The 21,186-nt window shown below is 33.6% G+C and carries 18 protein-coding genes; all 18 read left to right on the top strand.

Translation table 11 applies throughout. The annotated features are described in order from the left end of the window. Positions 1-42: 42 nt before the first annotated feature. The 18 genes from ruvA (at position 43) to C1S72_RS06210 (ending at position 21,177) form a co-directional block, all read left to right on the top strand. On the top strand, positions 43-624 hold the full coding sequence (ruvA, locus tag C1S72_RS06295; RefSeq protein ID WP_104734785.1) for a Holliday junction branch migration protein RuvA: 582 nt from the start codon (positions 43-45) through the stop codon (positions 622-624). A gap of 6 nt (positions 625-630) precedes the next feature. After that, a complete protein-coding gene (gene sov, locus C1S72_RS06290) occupies positions 631-7,824 on the top strand; it encodes a T9SS outer membrane translocon Sov/SprA (protein WP_104735807.1) in 7,194 nt (2,397 codons plus the stop codon). Positions 7,825-7,882: 58 nt separating this feature from the next. Further along, on the top strand, positions 7,883-8,263 hold the full coding sequence (gene gcvH, locus C1S72_RS06285; RefSeq protein ID WP_104734784.1) for a glycine cleavage system protein GcvH: 381 nt from the start codon (positions 7,883-7,885) through the stop codon (positions 8,261-8,263). Next, a complete protein-coding gene (locus C1S72_RS06280; RefSeq protein ID WP_104734783.1) occupies positions 8,256-8,639 on the top strand; it encodes a VanZ family protein in 384 nt (127 codons plus the stop codon). The genes gcvH and C1S72_RS06280 overlap by 8 nt, the downstream gene beginning before the upstream one ends. Before the next feature lie 58 nt (positions 8,640-8,697). Then, positions 8,698-9,417: an energy transducer TonB gene (locus C1S72_RS06275; protein WP_104734782.1), complete on the top strand. Its 720-nt coding sequence runs from the start codon at positions 8,698-8,700 to the stop codon at positions 9,415-9,417. Positions 9,418-9,533: 116 nt separating this feature from the next. Continuing rightward, complete coding sequence (locus C1S72_RS06270; protein WP_104734781.1) at positions 9,534-10,328, top strand: energy transducer TonB; 795 nt, start codon at positions 9,534-9,536, stop codon at positions 10,326-10,328. A gap of 105 nt (positions 10,329-10,433) precedes the next feature. Beyond that, on the top strand, positions 10,434-12,539 hold the full coding sequence (locus tag C1S72_RS06265; protein ID WP_104734780.1) for a gliding motility protein RemB: 2,106 nt from the start codon (positions 10,434-10,436) through the stop codon (positions 12,537-12,539). A gap of 130 nt (positions 12,540-12,669) precedes the next feature. Beyond that, entirely contained in the window at positions 12,670-13,563 is an 894-nt protein-coding gene (cyoE, locus tag C1S72_RS06260) for a heme o synthase (protein ID WP_104734779.1), read from the top strand. A 2-nt stretch (positions 13,564-13,565) separates the two neighbouring features. Beyond that, the gene (locus C1S72_RS06255) at positions 13,566-14,147 is read left to right on the top strand and encodes a cytochrome c oxidase subunit 3 (RefSeq protein WP_104734778.1); all 582 of its coding nucleotides are present in this window, start codon (positions 13,566-13,568) and stop codon (positions 14,145-14,147) included. A 137-nt stretch (positions 14,148-14,284) separates the two neighbouring features. Then, positions 14,285-15,265 carry a cytochrome c oxidase subunit 3 gene (locus C1S72_RS06250; protein ID WP_104734777.1) on the top strand — a complete coding sequence of 327 codons (981 nt, stop codon included), beginning with the start codon at positions 14,285-14,287 and terminating at the stop codon, positions 15,263-15,265. 21 nt (positions 15,266-15,286) lie between these two features. Then, complete coding sequence (locus tag C1S72_RS06245) at positions 15,287-15,667, top strand: cytochrome C oxidase subunit IV family protein (RefSeq protein WP_104734776.1); 381 nt, start codon at positions 15,287-15,289, stop codon at positions 15,665-15,667. A 61-nt stretch (positions 15,668-15,728) separates the two neighbouring features. Next, positions 15,729-16,436 (top strand): hypothetical protein, encoded by a 708-nt coding sequence (locus C1S72_RS06240; protein WP_104734775.1) that lies wholly within the window; start codon positions 15,729-15,731, stop codon positions 16,434-16,436. After that, on the top strand, positions 16,429-17,175 hold the full coding sequence (locus C1S72_RS06235; RefSeq protein ID WP_104734774.1) for an SCO family protein: 747 nt from the start codon (positions 16,429-16,431) through the stop codon (positions 17,173-17,175). The genes C1S72_RS06240 and C1S72_RS06235 overlap by 8 nt, the downstream gene beginning before the upstream one ends. Next, the gene (locus C1S72_RS06230; protein ID WP_104734773.1) at positions 17,175-17,699 is read left to right on the top strand and encodes a DUF420 domain-containing protein; all 525 of its coding nucleotides are present in this window, start codon (positions 17,175-17,177) and stop codon (positions 17,697-17,699) included. Before C1S72_RS06235 ends, C1S72_RS06230 begins: the two co-directional genes overlap by 1 nt. A 1-nt stretch (position 17,700) precedes the next feature. Continuing rightward, on the top strand, positions 17,701-17,928 hold the full coding sequence (locus tag C1S72_RS06225; RefSeq protein WP_104734772.1) for a hypothetical protein: 228 nt from the start codon (positions 17,701-17,703) through the stop codon (positions 17,926-17,928). Between the two features lie 79 nt (positions 17,929-18,007). Then, the gene (locus tag C1S72_RS06220) at positions 18,008-18,709 is read left to right on the top strand and encodes an ABC transporter ATP-binding protein (protein ID WP_104734771.1); all 702 of its coding nucleotides are present in this window, start codon (positions 18,008-18,010) and stop codon (positions 18,707-18,709) included. After that, complete coding sequence (locus C1S72_RS06215; RefSeq protein ID WP_104734770.1) at positions 18,702-19,931, top strand: ABC transporter permease; 1,230 nt, start codon at positions 18,702-18,704, stop codon at positions 19,929-19,931. Before C1S72_RS06220 ends, C1S72_RS06215 begins: the two co-directional genes overlap by 8 nt. A gap of 1 nt (position 19,932) precedes the next feature. Continuing rightward, positions 19,933-21,177: an ABC transporter permease gene (locus C1S72_RS06210; protein ID WP_104734769.1), complete on the top strand. Its 1,245-nt coding sequence runs from the start codon at positions 19,933-19,935 to the stop codon at positions 21,175-21,177. The last annotated feature ends 9 nt before the right edge of the window (positions 21,178-21,186 follow it).

Here is a 21,186-nt window from a genome sequence, read left to right as displayed (position 1 = left end):
AAATAATTTTATTACATTTGAGAGTTAATAGATTCCTATTTAATGATTTCACATATTCAAGGTAAACTTGTCGAGAAAAAACCAACGAACGTTGTTATTGACTGTGGTGGAGTTGGCTATAATTTAAATATCTCATTACATACCTTTTCGCAAATTCCAGATCAAGAAAACTTAAAGCTTTTCACGCATTTACAGGTGAAAGAAGATTCTCATACGTTGTTTGGTTTTACCACAACTTCAGAAAGAGAAATATTTAGGCTTTTAATATCAGTTAGTGGTATTGGTGCTAGCACAGCTCGTACGATGCTATCATCATTAACACCCAAACAAATAAGGGAAGGAATAGCCGTTGGAGATGTAGCATTAATTCAATCTATAAAAGGAATTGGAGCCAAAACCGCTCAACGAGTAATTTTGGATTTGAAAGATAAAATTTTGAAAGTCTATGATATTGATGAAAATTCTGCCCTAGAAAGCAATACAAATAAAGATGAAGCGTTATCTGCTTTAGAAGTTTTAGGCTTTTCAAAAAAACAATCTGAACGTGTGATAGACAAAATTCTATCACAGGAACCAAATGCTAACGTTGAAACTATTATAAAGCAAGCGCTTAAAAATTTATAATTGATTTTGAATACTACCAACTCGAGTTTATACACATCAAGTAAATATTATATTTTTATTGCTGTCGCTTTTTTGCATTCAGTGATGGCTTGGTCACAAGAGCCTGTAGAGCAGGACTCAACCGCCACAGGGTATAATTTGGGAAATATGCAGATGCCCAATCCCAATAGTATTGAATCTAAATACACCTATGATCCGATAACAGATAGATATATCTACACAGAAACGGTTGGAAGTTTTAATATTAATTACCCTATTATCCTTACACGAGAAGAGTATGAAGATCTTGTTATAAAAGAAAACATTCAATCCTATTATAAGCAGCAAATTGATGCATTCGACGGTAAGAAAGAAGGATCCGAAGAAGAACAGAAAAATTTATTGCCAGAATTCTATATCAATTCTGGTTTCTTTGAAACCATATTTGGAAGTAATACTATTGAAATAATACCACAAGGTTCTGTGGAAATAGATTTGGGTATTTTATACACCAAACAGGATAATCCTGCTTTTTCTCCCAGGAATAGAAGTAGTTTTACGTTTGATTTTGATCAACGTATTAGTTTAAGTTTATTAGGAAAAGTTGGAACACGCTTACAAGTAACAGCCAACTATGACACCGAATCAACTTTTGATTTTCAAAATCTTATAAAGTTAGAATATACACCTACAGAAGATGATATTATTCAAAAAATTGAAGTAGGTAATGTGAGTATGCCACTCAATAGCTCCTTGATTACGGGTGCACAAAGTTTATTTGGTGTAAAAACCCAGCTTCAATTTGGTAGAACTACCATCACAGGTGTTTTTTCTGAACAACGTTCAGACAGAAGAACCGTTGTGGCGCAAGGTGGAGGAACACTAGAAGAATTTGATTTTTTTGCTAGAGATTATGATGAAAACCGTCACTTCTTTTTGGCACACTACTTTAGAGATAATTATGATGAGGCATTAGCCAATTACCCTTTTATAAACACCAATGTTCAAATTACAAGAATTGAGGTTTGGGTAACCAATAGAACAAACAGAACAGAAAATGTAAGGAATGTTGTAGCAATTCAAGATTTAGGGGAGTCAAACCCAGATCCAGTGGACAATGATATTTACTTACAACCTATACCACCAGGGTTTTTAAATGCTGGGCCTAATGCATTTCCTGATAACGGAAATAACGATTATGATCCAACAGCTATCGGGTCTGGTTCTGTGTTAAATGATTTGATTAGAGATATTGCCACCGCACAACAAGGATTTGGTAGTTTATCAAACAGAGTAAATGAAGGCTCTGATTATGCTAAATTGGAGAATGCCAGAAAATTAATTGAAGGACAGGAATATACAGTAAATACGCAGTTAGGTTATATTTCATTAAATCAGCGATTATTAAATGATGAAGTTATAGCTGTTGCATTTCAATATACAGTTGGTGGTCAAGTTTTTCAAGTTGGTGAATTTGCTAACGGAGGTGTTGATCCAACAGGTGTTGATAATTCTGGCAGTATAACGACTGTTACAAACAACAGTTTGGTTTTAAAGTTATTGAAAAGTCCAGTCACAAATGTTCAGCAACCAATTTGGGATTTGATGATGAAAAACATCTATGACACCGGAGCTTACCAATTAAGTCAAGAGGATTTTAAATTGAACATTTTTTATAACGAAGCTTCGCCGTTAAATTTTATCACTCCAGTAGATGGTACGCCATTTCCACCATTTAATGGTGAACCAATTCAGGAAACAACACTATTAAGACTTTTTAATTTTGATAGATTAAACTTTAACAACGATCCACAAACCAATGGTGATGGTTTTTTTGATTTTGTTCCAGGAATAACCGTTTTACCTCAAAATGGAAAAATTGTATTCACAAAGGTTGAGCCTTTTGGTGAGTATTTATTCAACACGCTGTCTTTAGGTGGAGAGGATTACAACAATACCGCTACCTATAACGATAATCAAGCGAAGTATGTCTATGATATTTTATATAAAGAAACCAAAACAGCAGCTTTAGAAGAGGCCGATAAGAATAAATTTAAGTTAAAAGGACGCTATAAATCATCAGGTGGAGACGGAATTCCAATAGGTGCATTTAATGTGCCCAGAGGTTCGGTTACTGTAACTGCAGGTGGACGTACCTTGGTTGAGGGAATTGACTACACAGTTAATTATCAGCAAGGAACAGTTCAAATTTTAGATGAAGCATTAAAGGCTTCAAACACGCCAATTCAAGTTTCAACAGAGAATAATGCGGTATTTGGTCAACAGACAAAACGTTTTACAGGCGTAAATGTTGAACATAAATTCAATGAGAATTTTGTTATTGGTGGTACCTGGTTGCATTTAAATGAGAGGCCAATTACGCAAAAAGCCAATTATGCCCAAGAACCTATTAACAACCATATTTTTGGCTTTAACGGAAATTATTCGACTGAAGTCCCGTTCCTGACACGAATGGTTAATAAATTACCAAACATTGATACAGATGTTCCTTCAAATGTGTCATTAAGAGGTGAGTTTGCTTATCTAGCACCTGGCTCTCCTAAAGGAACAGATTTTCAAGGTGAAGCAACATCCTACGTAGATGATTTTGAAGGAACCCAAAATAATATCGATTTAAAATCTCCGCAATCTTGGTTCTTATCCAGTAGACCAAAAGGAATTAATAACAATGATGATGACCAAAATGGTATTGAACAAGGTTTTAACCGAGCATTATTAAACTGGTATTTTATTGATCCAATATTTTATAGTAACAGAGCACCAGATGGCATATCCGATGATGATATTTCAGATTTGTTCACGAGTCGTGTTTTTATCAATGAGTTATTTCCGCAACAAGACATAGCACAAGGTCAGACGACCATATTAAATACTTTAGATCTAGCGTTTTATCCTGAAGAAAGAGGACCTTATAATTTCCAAACTACAGATGTTGACATCAGTACAAATACCTTAACCAATCCTGAAGATAGCTGGGCAGGTATAACTAGGCAGTTAACTTCAACAGATTTTGAGCAGGCAAACGTAGAGTATATTGAATTCTGGTTACAAGATCCATATCAAGACAACCCAGGTAACACTGGTGGTAAATTAGTATTTAATTTAGGTAACATATCTGAAGACATTATAAAAGATGGACGTAAACTATATGAAAATGGACTACCAGCTGATGGTAACGTAATTGGTGTTCTACCTGAATCACCTTCCTGGGGAACTGTTTATCCACAAAACCAATCACTAATTTATGCGTTTGATACAACGGGTGAAGAACGTACTAATCAAGATGTAGGTTATGATGGTTATGATGATGTTGATGAACGTATAAAGTTCCCAACATATTCATCTTTGAACGATCCAGCAAATGATAATTACACCTATTTTTTAAATGCTGATGGTGACATATTTGATCGTTATAAGCGATATAACGGCGTTCAAGGAAATTCACCAGACACATTTTCTGATACTGATCGTGGAGCCAATGCCCAACCTGATGTAGAAGACGTTAATCGTGATAATACCATGAACACGATTGATAGTTATTTTGAATATGAAGTTGAACTAACACCTTCTACCTTAAACATCGATAACCCTTACATTGTTGATATTAAAAACACGCAAATACGAAGTCTTCCCAACGGACAAACAGTTACGCCAATTTGGTATCAATTTAGAATTCCTGTAACCGAATTTTCTGATGCTATTGGAGGGATAACAGATTTAAGGTCTATTCGTTTTGCACGTATGTATCTTAAAGAATTCTCCGAAAAAACGGTTATGAGATTTGGTACACTAGATTTAGTGAGAAGCGAATGGAGACGTTATACACAAACATTGGACGAGGATGAAGGAGACCCTTCTTTAGATAACACGGAATTTTCTGTAGGTGTGATTAGTACTTTGAAGAATGATGGGAGTTACCAATCACCTCCTGGTGTCGATCCAGAAGAGTTGTTTAATAATAACACTGTTATTAGACAAAATGAGCAATCGCTATTGGTAGATGTTTGTGATTTAGAATCACATGATGGTAGGGCTGTTTTTAAAAATATCAACGTGGATATGCGACAGTATAAGCGCATTAGAATGTTTATGCATGCTGAACCAGGTAATGTTCCAGGTTTAGATGATGATGATTTAGTTGGTTTTATTAGGATGGGTAATGATTTGACTCAAAACTATTATCAGATTGAAGTACCTTTAAAAGTGTCTAGAGGATTGTCTCGCGAAGCCTTATGGCCTGAAGAAAATCAAATAAATTTACCGTTAAAAGTTCTTCAAGAGATTAAGGCAAAATCAATAGCTTCCGGAAATATTAGTAGTCCAGACCCAACTTTTTACGATGTTATAAGTGAGGAAGTAACAGGTGAGGTTTTAGAGTACGATCCGTTGCCAACAGGACTAGGTAGTGGTGATTTTTACCATCGTGTGGCAATTGTAGGAAATCCAAATTTTGGAGATATAAGAACATTGATGGTAGGGGTAAAAAACCGATCTGATATAGATAAATGTGGTGTGCTTTGGTTTAATGAGTTGCGTTTATCTGATATGGAAAGTAAAGGTGGTTGGGCTGCAATATTAAGTATGGACTCTAATATAGCTGATTTTGCTAGCGTAAGTGCTACTGGTAGGCAAAGCACTTCTGGCTTTGGAACCATAGAACAAGGACCTTTAGAAAGAAGTATTGAAGATGTTGTGCAATATGATGTTGTTACCAATGTGAACATTGGACAATTACTTCCTGAAAAATGGGGAGTTGAAATTCCTTTTAATTATGGAGTAAGTGAAGAAAAAATCACACCAAAGTATGATGAATTTTATAGGGACATTGAATTACAAACCCAATTGGACAACAATAGTAACAATGATTCTATTTTAAATGTCAACGAGAATTATACCAAACGTAAGAGTATAAACTTTATCGGTGTTCGTAAAATCAGGACCAGTGAAGCTACGCCAAGATTCTATGATGTTGAAAATTTCACATTCAATTATTCATACAATAAAGTTGAACATAGAGACTTTGAAATAGAGAGTTCAGTTGATAAAAATGTAAGAACAGGTGTAAATTATGCCTATAATTTCAATCCATTGGTTATTGAGCCATTCAAGAAAAATGATTCTCTGTTCACAGGAAAGTATTGGAAACTATTAAAAGATTTTAATTTTAATCCACTTCCAGCAAGTTTTGTTGTAAATACAAATATCAACAGACAGTTTAATAAACAAAAATTTAGGGAAGTCGATTTAACGGGTGGTAACATCGGTCTTGAAGAGTTATACAGAAGAAACTATACCTTCGATTTTGGTTATACTATTAATTACAACTTAACTAATTCGTTGAGTTTGAATTTCACCGCATCCAATGTGAATATTGTTAGAAATTATTTCAAAAATGATATCCTAAATGGAGAACAAGATCCAGAATTAGATGTTTGGGATGGATTCTTTGATTTTGGAGACCCTAATACGCAATACCAACAATTAGGTGTTAATTATGAAATCCCTATTAATAAAATACCAACCTTTGCATTTATTGATGCAACTTACTCATATAGTGGAGAGTTTCAATGGCAGAAGGGATCAGACCTATTTGGTGATTTGGAAGTAGATGGTCAGACGTATGATTTAGGTAATACTATTTCAAATGCTAATCAGCATACGTTGAACACCACGCTTAATATGAATAAATTCTACAACTATATAGGTTTAAAGAAAAAGCCTGTGAGGAGGAGTGGTACTTCAAGACCAATAAGTAGAGATAGTAAAACGGCATCACCACCATCAAAAGATGGTGATGATTCTAAAAAACCACCTAAAAAAGTTTCCAATAGTGGTGGTACTAAATTATTGAATACAGGAATTGGTATTTTAACGAGCGTTAAAAGAATGACTTTTAACTATGCCGAAACCAACGGTACATACATTCCAGGATATTTGCAAACTCCTGGTTTTATTGGGACCTTAAAGCCAACTGCTGGATTCACTTTTGGTAGTCAAAATGATGTAAGAGAAATGGCAGCTAGAAGAGGATGGCTAACGCTTTATCCAGATTTTAATGATCAGTATCGCGTAAACAAAACACGTCAATTTGATTACACAGCCAGTGTTGAGCCATTTAATGACCTTAAAATAGATTTAGTTGGGAACAGAATTTATGCTGAAAATTATACTGAAAATTATCGCGTGAATGATTTAGGTGATGAATTGGAGTATGAATCATTAACACCTAACTCCTTCGGAAATTTCAACATATCAACACTTTTAATTAAAACTGCTTTTAGTGCAAGTGATGAGAGGGAATCACAAACCTTTAATGATTTTAGAAATAATAGAATCCAGGTGGCCAATAGGTTGGCAGAACAATTTTACGGAACTACCTCATTCCCTGTAGATGCAGAAGGATACCCTGTTGGATTTGGTAAAAACAGTCAAGCAGTATTACTACCCTCATTCTTATCAGCTTATTCGGGTCAAGATGCTGGAAAAGTCTCATTAAGTGCTTTTAGAGATGTACCTATTCCTAACTGGGATATCAAGTACACAGGGCTTATGAATTTAAAATGGTTTAAAGATAAGTTTAAGCGTTTTTCAATAATTCATGGATACCGTTCAAATTATACTATCAATCAATTCCGTTCAAATTTGGATTATGATCCTGATAACCCAACCGAAGTTGATCAAAGTGGTAATTTTAAAAATGAAACCATATACAGTAATATCAATTTATCGGAGATGTTTACACCGCTATTCCGTATTGATATGGAGATGAAAAACTCCATTAAAATTTTAGCAGAAATGAAAAAAGACAGATTATTATCCTTAAGTTTTGATAATAATTTGATGACTGAAATTCAAGGAAATGAATATATAGTAGGTTTGGGATATAGAATTAAGGATGTTAGAATTAGATCTAAACTTGCTGGGCCAAAACGAATAATTGTAAGTGATTTAAACATGAAAGCAGATGTGTCTGTCCGTGATAATAAAACCATAATTAGATATCTTGATTTAGACAATAATCAAATAACCTCTGGACAAACTATTTGGTCAGCCAAGTTTTCAGCTGATTATGCATTCAGTAAAAACCTAACAGGTATTTTCTATTTTGATTATGCATTTTCAGAATATGCCATTTCAACAGCCTTTCCACAAACTACAATCCGTTCTGGAATTACATTGAGATATAATTTTGGTAATTAAAAACTAATTGTTTGATTTTAAAATCTGAATAAATACATTTGTAAAAAATTAAATTACCATGAATATACCATCCGAATTAAAGTATACTAAAGATCATGAATGGGTAAAGTTGGAAGGTGATGTAGCTACGGTTGGCATTACTGATTTTGCACAAAGTGAATTAGGAGATATTGTTTACGTTGAAGTTGAAACAGTTGATGAAACTTTGGAAGCTGATGAGGTTTTTGGAACCGTTGAAGCTGTCAAAACAGTATCTGATTTATTTCTACCTGTTGCTGGTGAGATTATTGAGTTTAATGAGGCTTTAGAAGATGAGCCTGAAACAGTAAATACTGATCCTTACGGCAATGGTTGGATGATAAAGGTTAAATGTTCGGATGTATCTCAAGTGGACGGTCTTATGTCTTCAGATGAATACAAAGAGCTAGTAGGTGCTTAAAAAAAGAAGCGTACAAATTGCAGTTTTCTATACCGTATCATTACTAATTGTTAGCTTAATAACAGTAGATTTTGGAGGTTTAGACTCTATTGTGCCTTCTTATGGAGATAAAATCTTTCATTTTACAGCATATGGCTTACTCACACTATTGTGGTTTTATGCTATAAAGCACCAAATTGAGTTCTCAAAAATCAAAACGTTACTGATTGTAGGCATCTCTTGTGCAGTATTTGGTACAATTGTTGAGGTACTACAAAAAGTACTGACCATCTCACGGTTTTATGATGAGGCAGATATGTTAGCAAATATACTAGGTGTGATGTTTATGAGTATGTTAATAGTCTTCGTCAAAAAAACTGACGTTAAAAAATATTAATCGTTTGCTTATTTGCCATTAAATTGGTTATTTTAGCAAACAGTAATAAATTAAAATTATGGAGCCTAAAAAAAATCCAGAATCAAATGTTGGTAGAAACAGTTCGCTGTTTTTTGCTATTGGTTTAGCATTAATGTTGTTTTTAACAAATTATGCTATAAACTACAAAACTTACGACAAGTCAGATATTGATATTGGACAATTGAATTTAGATGAAGAACTTGATGAAGAAGTTCCAATTACTGAACAGATTACTACACCTCCACCACCACCTCCACCACCAGCTGCACCTGAAGTTATTGAGGTAGTTGAAGATGAAGAAGAAGTAGAGGAAACGGTTATTGAATCAACAGAAACTAGTCAAGAAGAAGAAATTGTCGAAGTTGAAGAAGTTGAGGTTGAAGAAGTTGAAGAAGATGTAGAAGTTCCATTTGCGGTTATTGAAAATGTTCCTGTATTCCCAGGATGTGAAAAAGGGAATAACGATGAGAAGAAAGCATGTATGAATAAAAAGATGAATGATTTCATCAGAAAAAAATTCAATACTGATTTAGCTGGTGAATTAGGCTTATCAGGTATTCAGCAAATTCGTGTTTTCTTCAAAATAGATAAAACTGGTGATATTGTTGATGTACAAGTTAGAGCGCCGCACCCAAGTTTAGAAAAAGAAGCTAGACGTGTCATTGGTATTTTACCAAAAATGAAGCCTGGTAGACAACGTGGTAAGGCTGTAAGGGTACCATATTACTTACCAATTAAGTTTCAAGTACAAGATTAAATTTAAGTAGTTCTCAAAATAAATTAAAATCCCGTTACATATTTTGTAACGGGATTTCTTTTTTGGTATGCTTATTGTGATTTTATCATAATATTAACAATTTAAACTATAGTATTATGAATTTTTCAAAGAAAAACCACGAACTCATTCGGCAAAATGAGAAAACCGTGAGAAAATCGCAAAAGCACGAGGTAAATTTACAAAAAAACTCAACGCTCTACTTTCAAATTGGCTTAATTCTGTGTTTGCTTTTTGCTTACGGCCTTTTAGAAATGAAATTCCTAAAAACGGAAACTAAAGTTTCAGACATGGCGTTTGTTGATGATGTTCCGTCAGAATTCTCAATGGATAAATATGAAATCTACAAAGAGCCTGTGAAAGAAATTATCAAAACACCTAAAACACCAACTAAATTTTCTAATCAAATTGAAGTAGCTGATAATGACAAGGATGTTAATGAAAAGGCAGATGAAATATTTAATGAAGAATTACCAAAAACAGACAAGCCTATAAAACCTGAAGATGTCCAAGTTGACGAGGCACCTAAAGAACCAATGAATATTATGCTTGTAGAAACTGTTCCAGTATTTCCTGGCTGTGAAAAAGCAACATCTAATCAAGAGAGACGTGAATGTATGTCTAATAAACTATCAAAGTTTATTCAAAAGAAATTTGATACAGATTTAGGTTCAAGATTGGGGTTAAAAGGAAAACAGAAAATTTATGTTAATTTTAAAATCAATAAACAAGGTGATGTAGAGATTTTACAAACCCAAGCAACTCACAATAAGCTGGGAGAAGAAGCCAATAGAGTAGTCAATAAATTACCGAGAATGACACCTGGTCAACATGGTAATAAAACAGTTGATGTTTTATATACCTTACCAATTTCATTTACTATTCAAAATTAGACACAGTTTTTTGTAACATACCGCTATTAATAAGTTTTGATAGCGGTATTTTTTATGACATTATTAAAAAAATAGTATCTTTCTCCTTTCATAAAAATTGTATCAATGAATTGGAAACCATTTCTGGTAATAGTGCTTTGTGCCATACAATATAATCTGTATTCTCAAGACGATTTATTTTTTGAAAAACCACCTGTTTTTCCCGAATGTGAAAGCACTTCAGTCGATTCACTTCAAGCTTGTTTTGATGAACAGGTCTACACTAAAATCTTCAATGAATTTGAAGTCCCAGATAAGGTAACTGAAGATAATTATAACGGCGAAGTTGTTATCCTATTTGAAGTTGACGCCGAAGGAGAATTTCGTGTGATATATGTTGACGCCATGTATAGTGAGTTGAAAGATGAAGCTAGACGCGTGTTTGAAGATTTCCCAAAAATACAGCCTGCAACTTATAATGGTAATGCCACATTTAAGCAATATTCAATGGGTATTAGAATTCCGTTAGTTGATCAATCTGTGACTACAAAAGATTTATCCGAAGATGAAGAATTGGCGGAGCTCGAGAATGCTGCTAAATCGGAATATGATAGTGTAAACAAAGGACTGCAACCCTTTTCAAATAGAGAGTTTTCAAGTACATTAAATATCCCATTTACCCACAGTTATTATGCGCAGTTTGATAGGAATATCAATTTAGTAGGTACTAATAGTCATACAGGATCAAAACCCTACATGTATGAAGACGTAGCGAACTATTATGACTTTGAAGCCGAACAAGAAAAATTAGCCAAAGAAAAATCATCATTTGCTGGTAGAAAATTATGGAATGAACGCTTTGTTAGAGTTCAAGGAAAAGATTATTGGTTTACAGTTGATCCTATTTTTGATTTTGAAGTAGGTAAGGATACCGAAGCAGAATTTAATAGCACCTTTAATAATACACGTGGTATCATGTTTCAAGGTGGATTAGGAAAAAAGCTAACGTTTTATACTTCAGTATTTGAAAGTCAAGGTCGTTTTCCACAATATTTCAATCAGTATGCTGAATCCATCAGAGCAGCCGATGAAATTGCCATTATCCCTGGTCGTGGTATAGCTAAAGAATTTAAAAAAGATGCCTATGATTATCCTGTAGCTGAAGCTTATTTGTCCTATTCTCCTATCAAATTTTTTAATGTACAATTTGGGCAAAGTAAAAACTTTATTGGTGATGGGTATCGCTCCCTATTTATAAGCGATGTCGCAAGTCCATACCCATTTTTAAAACTGAATACTAAATTTTGGAAAATAAAATACACCAGTACTTGGATGTGGTTAAAAGATTCTAGACCAGAAGCAACTGATCCAGAAGGTGCTTATTTAAGCAAGTACATGGCTACCCATTTTTTGAGTTGGAATGCTACCAAGCGTTTGAACATTGGTATGTTTGAGTCGGTTATTTGGGCTAAATCTGATAATCGTGGTTTTGATGTGAGTTATTTAAATCCTATTATATTTTATCGCGCTATTGAGTTCCAAACGGGACAGGATGCAGGAAATGCGGTGATGGGATTATCAGCTAAATATAAATTTACAGATAATATTTACAGCTATGGGCAATTCATTTTAGATGAATTTTCATTGGATGATATGACAGGAGGTAATAAAAGTTGGAAAAATAAGTATGGTTATCAATTAGGTCTGAAATATTTTAATGCGTTTAAGGTTAAAAACTTAATGTTGCAAGCAGAATACAACCGCGTCAGACCATATACCTATTCCCATAATACAATTGTATTGAATTATGGACACAATAACCAATCTATGGCGCATTTATGGGGAGCAAATTTTAGCGAGTTTGTACTTATTGGTCGTTATCATTACAAGCGTTGGTTTGCCAATGCCAAAATGATAGTTGGGGAACGTGGTCTGGATTTCAATACGGTTGATGACAATTTTAGTTACGGTGGTGATATATATCGCAATTATAACGATAGACCAAGTGACAACGGTATTGAGTTAGGTCAAGGCAATAAAACAACAACGTTTTTTACCAATTTGCAAGTAGGTTATTTAATTAATCCAGCAACCAATCTTAAAATATTTGTTGATGTAACGGTTAGAGACTTTAATCCCAATACCGTTACCAATACAGCTTTAAAGAGTAACACCGTTTGGTTTAATTTAGGTATTAGAACAGACTTGTTTAACTGGTATTTTGATTTGTAATATTCTTTTATTGTATTCTAGTAGTTAGAACTAATTTGTCAGGGATGTTTTTAACGCTATTTAATTGCTAATTTAACTTTTCAAAGTATCTTTGCACCGCAATAAATAAGCGAAAAAGCAATCCTTTACTTTGAGTAAGCCAATAACGTCAACAGTTAAACCATCAATAATTTCAGATTTTAAAGAAATTACCAAAATGCGCTTGGCATTAAGTGTGGTGTTTTCGTCTTTGGCTGGTTATTTGTTAGGAGCAGAGGTTGTCAATTTTCAAACACTAATTTTACTGGCATTTGGTGGTTATTTTATGGTAGGCGCTTCCAATGCGTTCAACCAAATTATAGAAAGAGATTTAGATGCCTTAATGGATCGCACCAAAAATAGGCCAGTGGCTGCAGGACGAATGTCAGTAAATGTGGCTTTTACCATCGCTACAATTTTTACCATACTGGGTATTGTTATTTTATACATTATTAATCCGCAAACAGCCATGTTTGGGGCTATTTCTATATTTTTATATACCTGTGTTTATACCCCTTTAAAGACAAAAACACCGTTGTCTGTTTTTGTTGGAGCTATACCAGGTGCCATACCTTTTATGTTGGGCTGGGTTGCAGCTACCGATGATTTTGGAATAGAACCAGGAACCTTATTTGCTATTCAGTTTTTTTGGCAATTCCCACATTTTTGGGCGATTGGTTGGTTTTTATATGAGGATTATAAAAAAGGTGGGTTTTTTATGCTGCCTACAGGAAAGCAAGATAAAGCAACAGCTCTTCAAACATTAATGTACTCTATTTGGACGTTGTTGGTGTCTTTAATTCCAGCATTTGGTTTTACTGGACGTTTGTATTTAACACCAGTATCAGCCATTATTGTTGCTGTTTTAGGAATGGGAATGGTTTATTTTGCCATACAGCTTTATAAAAAAATGACAGAAAAAGCGGCTAAACAACTCATGTTAGCTAGCGTATCATATATTACACTTTTACAAATAGTTTACGTACTAGATAAATTTATAAGATAACCATGGATTTAACCCAAGGAACTCAAGAAGAAAAAAATAACAGGGCTAAAAAAATGATGCTCTGGTTTGGTATCATTTCTCTAATTATGTCGTTTGCTGGCTGGACCAGTGCTTTTGTGGTGAGTAGTTCTAGACCCGATTGGTTAACGGATTTTAAAATACCTGATGCCTTTGTAATAAGTACCATTGTTATTGTTATTAGTAGTTTAACCTTATTGTTGGCAAAGCGCAGTTTAAAAAGTGGTCAACATCAAACTACATCCAAATGGTTGGTTGCAACCTTTATTTTGGGGTTGTTTTTTATTTATAATCAGTTTAGAGGCTTTCAAGAAATTATAAATTTAGGTTATAATTTTACTGGCCCTACAAGTAACGTTACTATGTCTTATGTGTATTTAATAGCCATTATGCATATTTTGCATGTAGTTGTTGGTTTAATTTGCTTGATGGTGGTAATTTATAATCATTTTAAACAAAAGTATGATGCTACAAATATGCTTGGTTTTGAACTGGCAGCAACCTTTTGGCACTTTGTGGATTTACTATGGGTATATCTCTTTTTCTTTTTATATTTTTTCAAATAGATTATAGTTCATTTTAATGGTCTGAAGTGTCATCCTAGCTGATATTTGTTTAGAGTCAGTATAATTTATAGCAGGATGTTTCTTTAGAAAAATAAAATGATTATTTTTGTGCAACTTTTATAAACTAAACCTTAAATATGAGTACTACAGTTGTAAATACTGGAACAGAAGGTAAAACTTGGGGAGGCGGAAATCAGCCTCTAAAAGCAAGTTACGGTAAAATGATGATGTGGTTTTTTATCGTATCGGATGCCTTGACGTTTTCAGGGTTTTTAGCAGCCTACGGGTTTTCAAGATTTAAATTTATCGAATCATGGCCTATAGCCGATGAGGTTTTTACTCACGTACCTTTCTTACATGGTCAGGAATTGCCAATGATATATGTGGCTTTTATGACCTTTGTTCTTATTATGTCATCGGTAACTATGGTATTGGCAGTAGATGCGGGTCATAAAATGCAAAAGACCAAAGTAACTTGGTACATGTTCTTAACTATAATTGGTGGTTTAATATTCGTTGGTTCTCAAGCTTGGGAATGGGCTACTTTTATTAAAGGTGATTATGGTGCTATCCAAACAAAAGGTGGTAACATTTTACAATTTGTAGATACTGAAGGCAAACGTGTAGCTTTAGGTGATTTTGTGGTTGCTGGACATAGAGATAGAACGGCTCACGAACGTAAGAATGGTTTGTGGTTTGTTGATGAGGGAACCTTACCAACGTATACTATGGATGAAGTTATGCATGGTTTGGAATCTCATGAAAATGTATTAGTCAGAACTCAAATGATTAATGAGCACGGTGAGAAAACAGTACTTTCAAGAGCTGAATCTCTAAAACAAGTAAAAGAAAACGGTATAGCTGTTGTTGAAGGTGCTAATCTTAAAGTTAACGAGTATGGTTCTCCATTGTTTGCTGATTTCTTTTTCTTCATTACTGGGTTTCACGGTTTTCACGTATTTTCTGGAGTTGTAATCAATATTATTATCTTTTTCAATGTGATATTAGGCACGTATGAAAAACGTAGAAGTTACGAAATGGTTGAAAAAGTTGGTCTGTATTGGCACTTTGTAGATTTAGTTTGGGTATTTGTATTTACATTCTTCTACCTTGTTTAATTTCAGATAAAAAAAATTAAAATGGCACACGCACATAAATTAGAAATATTAAGAGGGTTAATAAAATTTAAGTCTAATACCCAAAAAATCTGGGGTGTATTGATTCTATTAACAATTGTTACAGCTGTTGAAGTTGTTTTAGGTATCTATAAACCAGAAGCTTTAATGGCCAAAGTTTTAGGTATGAAATTATTAAACTGGATATTTATAATCCTTACTATTGTTAAAGCTTACTACATCACCTGGGATTTCATGCACATGCGCGACGAAACTAAAGCATTAAGACGTATGGTGGTATGGACTGCAGTTTTCTTAATCTGTTATTTGATTTTTATCTTATTGCAAGAAGGTGGTTACATTGAAGGTGTTTATTCTTCAGGATTTGTAAAAAGAGATTTCTAATAACAATGAAATATAAATATTTAAAGGCGGTTTTTAAACCGCCTTTTTTTATTTTTGCACTATGGAAAAAAAGCTAATAAAACGAAATGTGATTTTGGGAATTTTATTCTTTCTTCCCGTCATGTTTGTTTTAATTCTATCGCTTTCAAAAGAAAATTATAATACACTTGACATCGTTAAAGAAGGGGTTGTTGAGCTTCCTGTAAATGAAGACAATATAGTTTTAGAAGATCATATTACCGTATTGGCATTTTTTGGTAATAAACCCTTGGACAAAGTTATTGCTGGTTCTAATTTAAAAGAATTGGTTTATGACAAATTTAAAGGCTTTAAAAAGTTTCAAATAGTTGTTTTGGTTACTGAAGACGCCCAAGAAGAGGCTGAAAAACTGTACAGAGAGATAGCAACCTATGAAGATTTACGCTTTTGGCATTTTGTTACTGCCAATGAGTATGAGATATTAAGTACTTTTAAAGGTTTAAAATCTAATGAAGAATTAGATAAAAACCTATCGTCAGACCATGTGTATATTATAGATACCGACTTAAACCAACGAGGACGATTGGATGATAGATCTGACAATGAGAAAGCAAAAAAGAAAGAAATTTATGGCTTGAATTCTTATGATTGCATTGAGGTTGCTGTCATAAAAAACAAGATGAGTGCTGAAGATTTGAGAGTTCTTTTTACGGAATACCGTCAAAAAAGAAAAGGAAATTTCGATTCTACATCCAGAAGAGCCAATGATTTAAACAATACTGATGAGTAAAAAAGCAAACTATTCCTATGTAGGTGTTGGGTTTATCATCTTGGTTTTTGGGATAATTTTTGTTCCGAAAATTATTGATAGATTAAAGCATAATAACACCGTTGAAAATGATAGGTTAAATATTAAAACTGAAGAAGAAAGAGCTACAAAAAGTGATTTAGCTTATTTAGAAATTAACGGTTCACCAAAAAAAGTACCCGAATTCAATTTTGTGAATCAAGATGGAGATACCATATCAAATCAAGATTATTTGGGTAAAGTATATGTTGTGGAATTTTTCTTTACGACTTGTCCAACAATATGCCCTAGGATGAATAGAAATTTGGTTGAAATTCAAAATGAATTTACCCAGTTTGATAATTTTGGTGTCGCATCATTCACGATTACTCCAGAAATTGATACGCCAGAGGTTTTAAAAGCCTATGCCCTTAAATATGGAATTACAAATCCAAATTGGCACTTAATGACAGGTGAAGAAGATAAGATTTATGAGTTAGCCAATGTTGGTTTCAATATTTACGTAGGAAAAGATGATAGCGTTGAAGCTGGTTTTGAACATTCAGGGAACTTTGCGTTAATTGATAAAGAAGGCTACATACGATCCAGAAAAGACGATTTTGGAAACCCGAAAATTTTCTATTCAGGTATTATTAGTGAGGCTGAAAAAGTTGATGATGAGGGCATGAAAGAAGAAATAAGTATGTTAAAAGAGGATATTGCAAAATTGTTAAAAGAGTAATGGCAAACACAACAATAAATACAAAAAAATATAATAAATGGATTGTAATCTTATCCATAGTAATTCCACTGGTAGTGGCGGCATTGTTTGGTGTTAAGTTGGATATAGAATTACCAGTTTTTTTACCGCCAATTTATGCAACAATAAACGCTATAACAGCTTTGGTTTTAGTGCTAGGGTTTTTAGCAATAACAAATGGGAAACGCCTTCTTCATGAACGTTTAATGAAGTTTGCTATTATTCTTTCTGTATGCTTTTTGGTGATGTATGTCTTATATCACATGACCAGTGATTCAACAAAATATGGTGGAGAAGGTGCTATGAAGTATTTATATTTTGCCATATTAATTACACACATTTTAATGTCAATCATAATTATTCCTTTTGTTTTAATTACTTATGTTAGAGCTATTACTAATGATTTTGAACGACATAAAAAAATTGCTAGAATAACATTTCCTTTGTGGTTGTTTGTAGCCATTTCAGGCGTTGTGGTTTATATAATGATTTCACCCTACTACTAAAGTGAAAAAACATCTTATCATATTATTTTTACTAGTTTTGGCTAGTCTTCCAGTAGAAGCACAATGTGCTATGTGTCGTGCAGTTTTAGAAAGTGAGGAAGGTCAAGAAACTGCCAAGGGAATTAATGATGGAATTATATATCTTATGGCCATACCATACATCCTGGTAGGAGCTATAGGTTTCCTAATTTATAAAAAGTTTAACAAGGCAAAAAAAAGCAAGGCTTAATTAATATTTACTTTTGTTGTAACATTTTCAGGGTTAAGTAGTCTAACTATTAATTACAAGAAAAAAACAAAAGTAAATTATGCTAACCATCAATAAACTACACAAGTCTTATCCAATAGGCGATAGAAGTTTGCACGTTTTAAAAGGAATAGACCTTTCAGTAAAAGAAGGCGAAATGGTAGCCATTATGGGTTCGTCGGGATCCGGAAAATCTACTTTGTTAAATATCATAGGTATGCTTGACGAAGCTGATGAAGGTGAGTATATATTAGATGGCGTCCCAATTAAAAACCTTACCGAAAAGAAAGCAGCTATTTATAGGAATAAATTTTTAGGATTTATTTTCCAATCTTTTAACCTTATCAATTTTAAAACGGCTCAAGAAAATGTGGCTTTACCGCTGTATTACCAAGGTTTAAAGCGTAAAGAACGTCAAGAAAAGTCTTTGTTTCATTTAGAAAAGGTAGGACTTCGTGATTGGGCAGAGCACCATCCAAGTGAATTATCCGGTGGTCAAAAACAACGTGTAGCCATTGCAAGAGCATTAGCTGCTAACCCAAAATTACTGTTAGCTGATGAGCCTACAGGTGCTTTAGATACCAAAACTTCATATGATATAATGGCCTTTCTTCAGCAATTAAATGATGAAGGTAAGACCCTTTTAATTGTAACTCATGAAGAAGATATAGCTAATATGTGTAAACGTATTGTACGTTTAAAAGATGGTGTCATTATGGAAGATGTAAAAGTAGATCAAGTAAGAGCAGAGCAGTATGTTTGATATAGACCTTTGGCGCGAAATATTTCAAAGTATTAATAAAAACAGGACCCGTAGTTTATTATCTGGTTTTACGGTTGCTTTTGCTATTTTATTATTTGCTATCTTATTTGGTTTGGCTAACGGATTGCAAAACACATTTGCTGAAGCTTTTGTTGATGATGCTAATAATTCCATATTTATTAATTCTGGTAATACTACCAAAGCACATAAAGGATTACAAGCAGGAAGACGTATTCAGTTTAAGAATGAAGATTATGAATATTTAAAGGAAGATTTTGGTGATGATGTTCAGTACATTACATCACGTATATATAGAAACGTTACCGCTTCATTTAGAAATGAAAAAGATAATTATTCAGTACGAGCTGTTCATCCAGACCATCAATATTTAGAGAAAACCATGATGAAAGAAGGTCGATATATCAACCAATTGGATATCGATAATGAAACTAAAGTAGTGGTAATTGGTCGTTTGGTTGAAGAAGATTTATTTCTAAAAACAACTGCATTGGGTAAATATTTAAACATGAATGGTATTCAGTTTAAAATTGTAGGCATTTTTACTGATGATGGTGGTGATAATGAAGAAAGGCTTATTTATATGCCAGTTTCAACTGCTCAACGTATTTATGGAAACAACGATTATATTGATCAAATAAACTTAACCTATAACCCTGAAATGGATTTTGATCAAGCACTTGCATTCGGAAATTTAATTAATAAAAAACTAAAAGAACGATTTGATGTAGCAGATAATGATCAACGAGCCATTAGAGTTAGAAACATGGCTGAAGGAACTAAAGCTGTAGGTCAAATGACATTTGCTTTAGGAATTATCATTTTAGTTATTGGATTTGGTACGTTAATAGCAGGAATTGTTGGAATCAGTAATATTATGATATTCATCGTAAAAGATAGAACTAAAGAACTCGGAATTCGAAAGGCATTAGGAGCTTCACCAAGATCCATAGTATCCATTATTTTAATTGAATCTATTTTAATTACGGCAATAGCTGGGTATGTTGGGTTGTTAATGGGTGTTGGTGTATTAAAATTGGCAGAGCCAATGTTGGAAACTTACTTCATTAAGGATCCTGGCGTAAGTACAACATTAATTATTGGAGCAACCATTACACTAGTTTTAGCAGGAGGAATAGCTGGATATTTACCGGCTAAAAAAGCATCACGTATAAAACCAATAGTTGCATTAAGAGACGATTAATATGTTTAAATTTTTATTTGAAAGAGATACTTGGCAAGAAGTATCAGACAGTCTTAGCAAGAACAAATTACGTTCCATATTAACTATGGTTGGTGTCTGGTGGGGAATATTGTTGTTAATCGCATTATTAGGTTCAGCACGTGGTTTGGAAAATTCATTTAATAGACTATTTGGAAGTTTTGCAACAAATAGTGTATTTATTTGGGGTCAAAGTACAAGTAAACCATTCAAGGGTTTTCAAGAAGGTAAACAAGTGAGATTATCTCTTACCGATGCCAAAAAGATTGAAGAAAATATTCAAGGAATTGAGTTTGTAATACCGCGAAATCAAAATCAAGCATTAGTAGTAAGAAGAGAATTGTCGGGCACATTTGGAATCAATGGAGATTATCCGCTATTAGATAAGGTTCAAAAAGTGAAGTTGCAGCATGGCCGTTTTATTAATCAAAATGATATTGATACAAACCGCAAAGTTGCCGTAATTTCTGAAAGTATTTATAAGCAAGTATTCGAAAAAGATGAAGAAGCTATTGGTGAATTCATTCAAATAAATGGCATGAATTTTATGGTGGTTGGGATGTTTGAAGACTCAAACATGAATATGGGACCACGTACTGAAATTCATATTCCATTTACTACATTTCAGCAAATTTATAATCAAGGCGATCGCATTGGCTGGATGATGATAACTGGAAAGCCAGAATACGATATTAAGCAAATTGAGGAAGATGCAAAGCTTATGCTTAAAAACCTTAATAGAATACATCCGCAAGATAAACGTGCGTTTGGTAGCTTTAATTTAGGAAGTGAATTTGCAAAAATGACAGGCTTTTTGACTGGCATGCAGTTTTTAACATGGTTCGTAGGAATAGCAACACTTATTGCAGGTGTCTTTGCTATTGGAAATATTTTATTAATCACGGTAAAAGAGCGAACAAAAGAAATAGGAGTTAGGCGAGCATTGGGAGCGACCCCTTTTGAAATAAAGCGTCAAATAGTTGTAGAAGCCGTAACCTTAACATTAATAGCGGGATTTTTTGGAATAATTAGTGGCGGTTGGATCTTAATTGCATTGGATTCGGCTTTTGGTCAAGGGGATGACGCAACTATAGTAAATGCATCGGTATCTATTGCCGTTGTGTTTATTGCAGTAATCATATTAGTCATATTAGGAACATTAATTGGTTTAATACCAGCTTTTAAAGCAACCAGTATAAAACCTATAGAAGCATTAAGAGAAGAATAAAACAATCAA

The organism is Hanstruepera ponticola (assembly GCF_002940745.1).
In the GTDB taxonomy this organism is placed as follows: domain Bacteria; phylum Bacteroidota; class Bacteroidia; order Flavobacteriales; family Flavobacteriaceae; genus Hanstruepera; species Hanstruepera ponticola.
The sequence above is the reverse complement of the archived record's forward strand: the minus strand, read 5'-3'. Positions and strand labels throughout refer to the sequence as shown.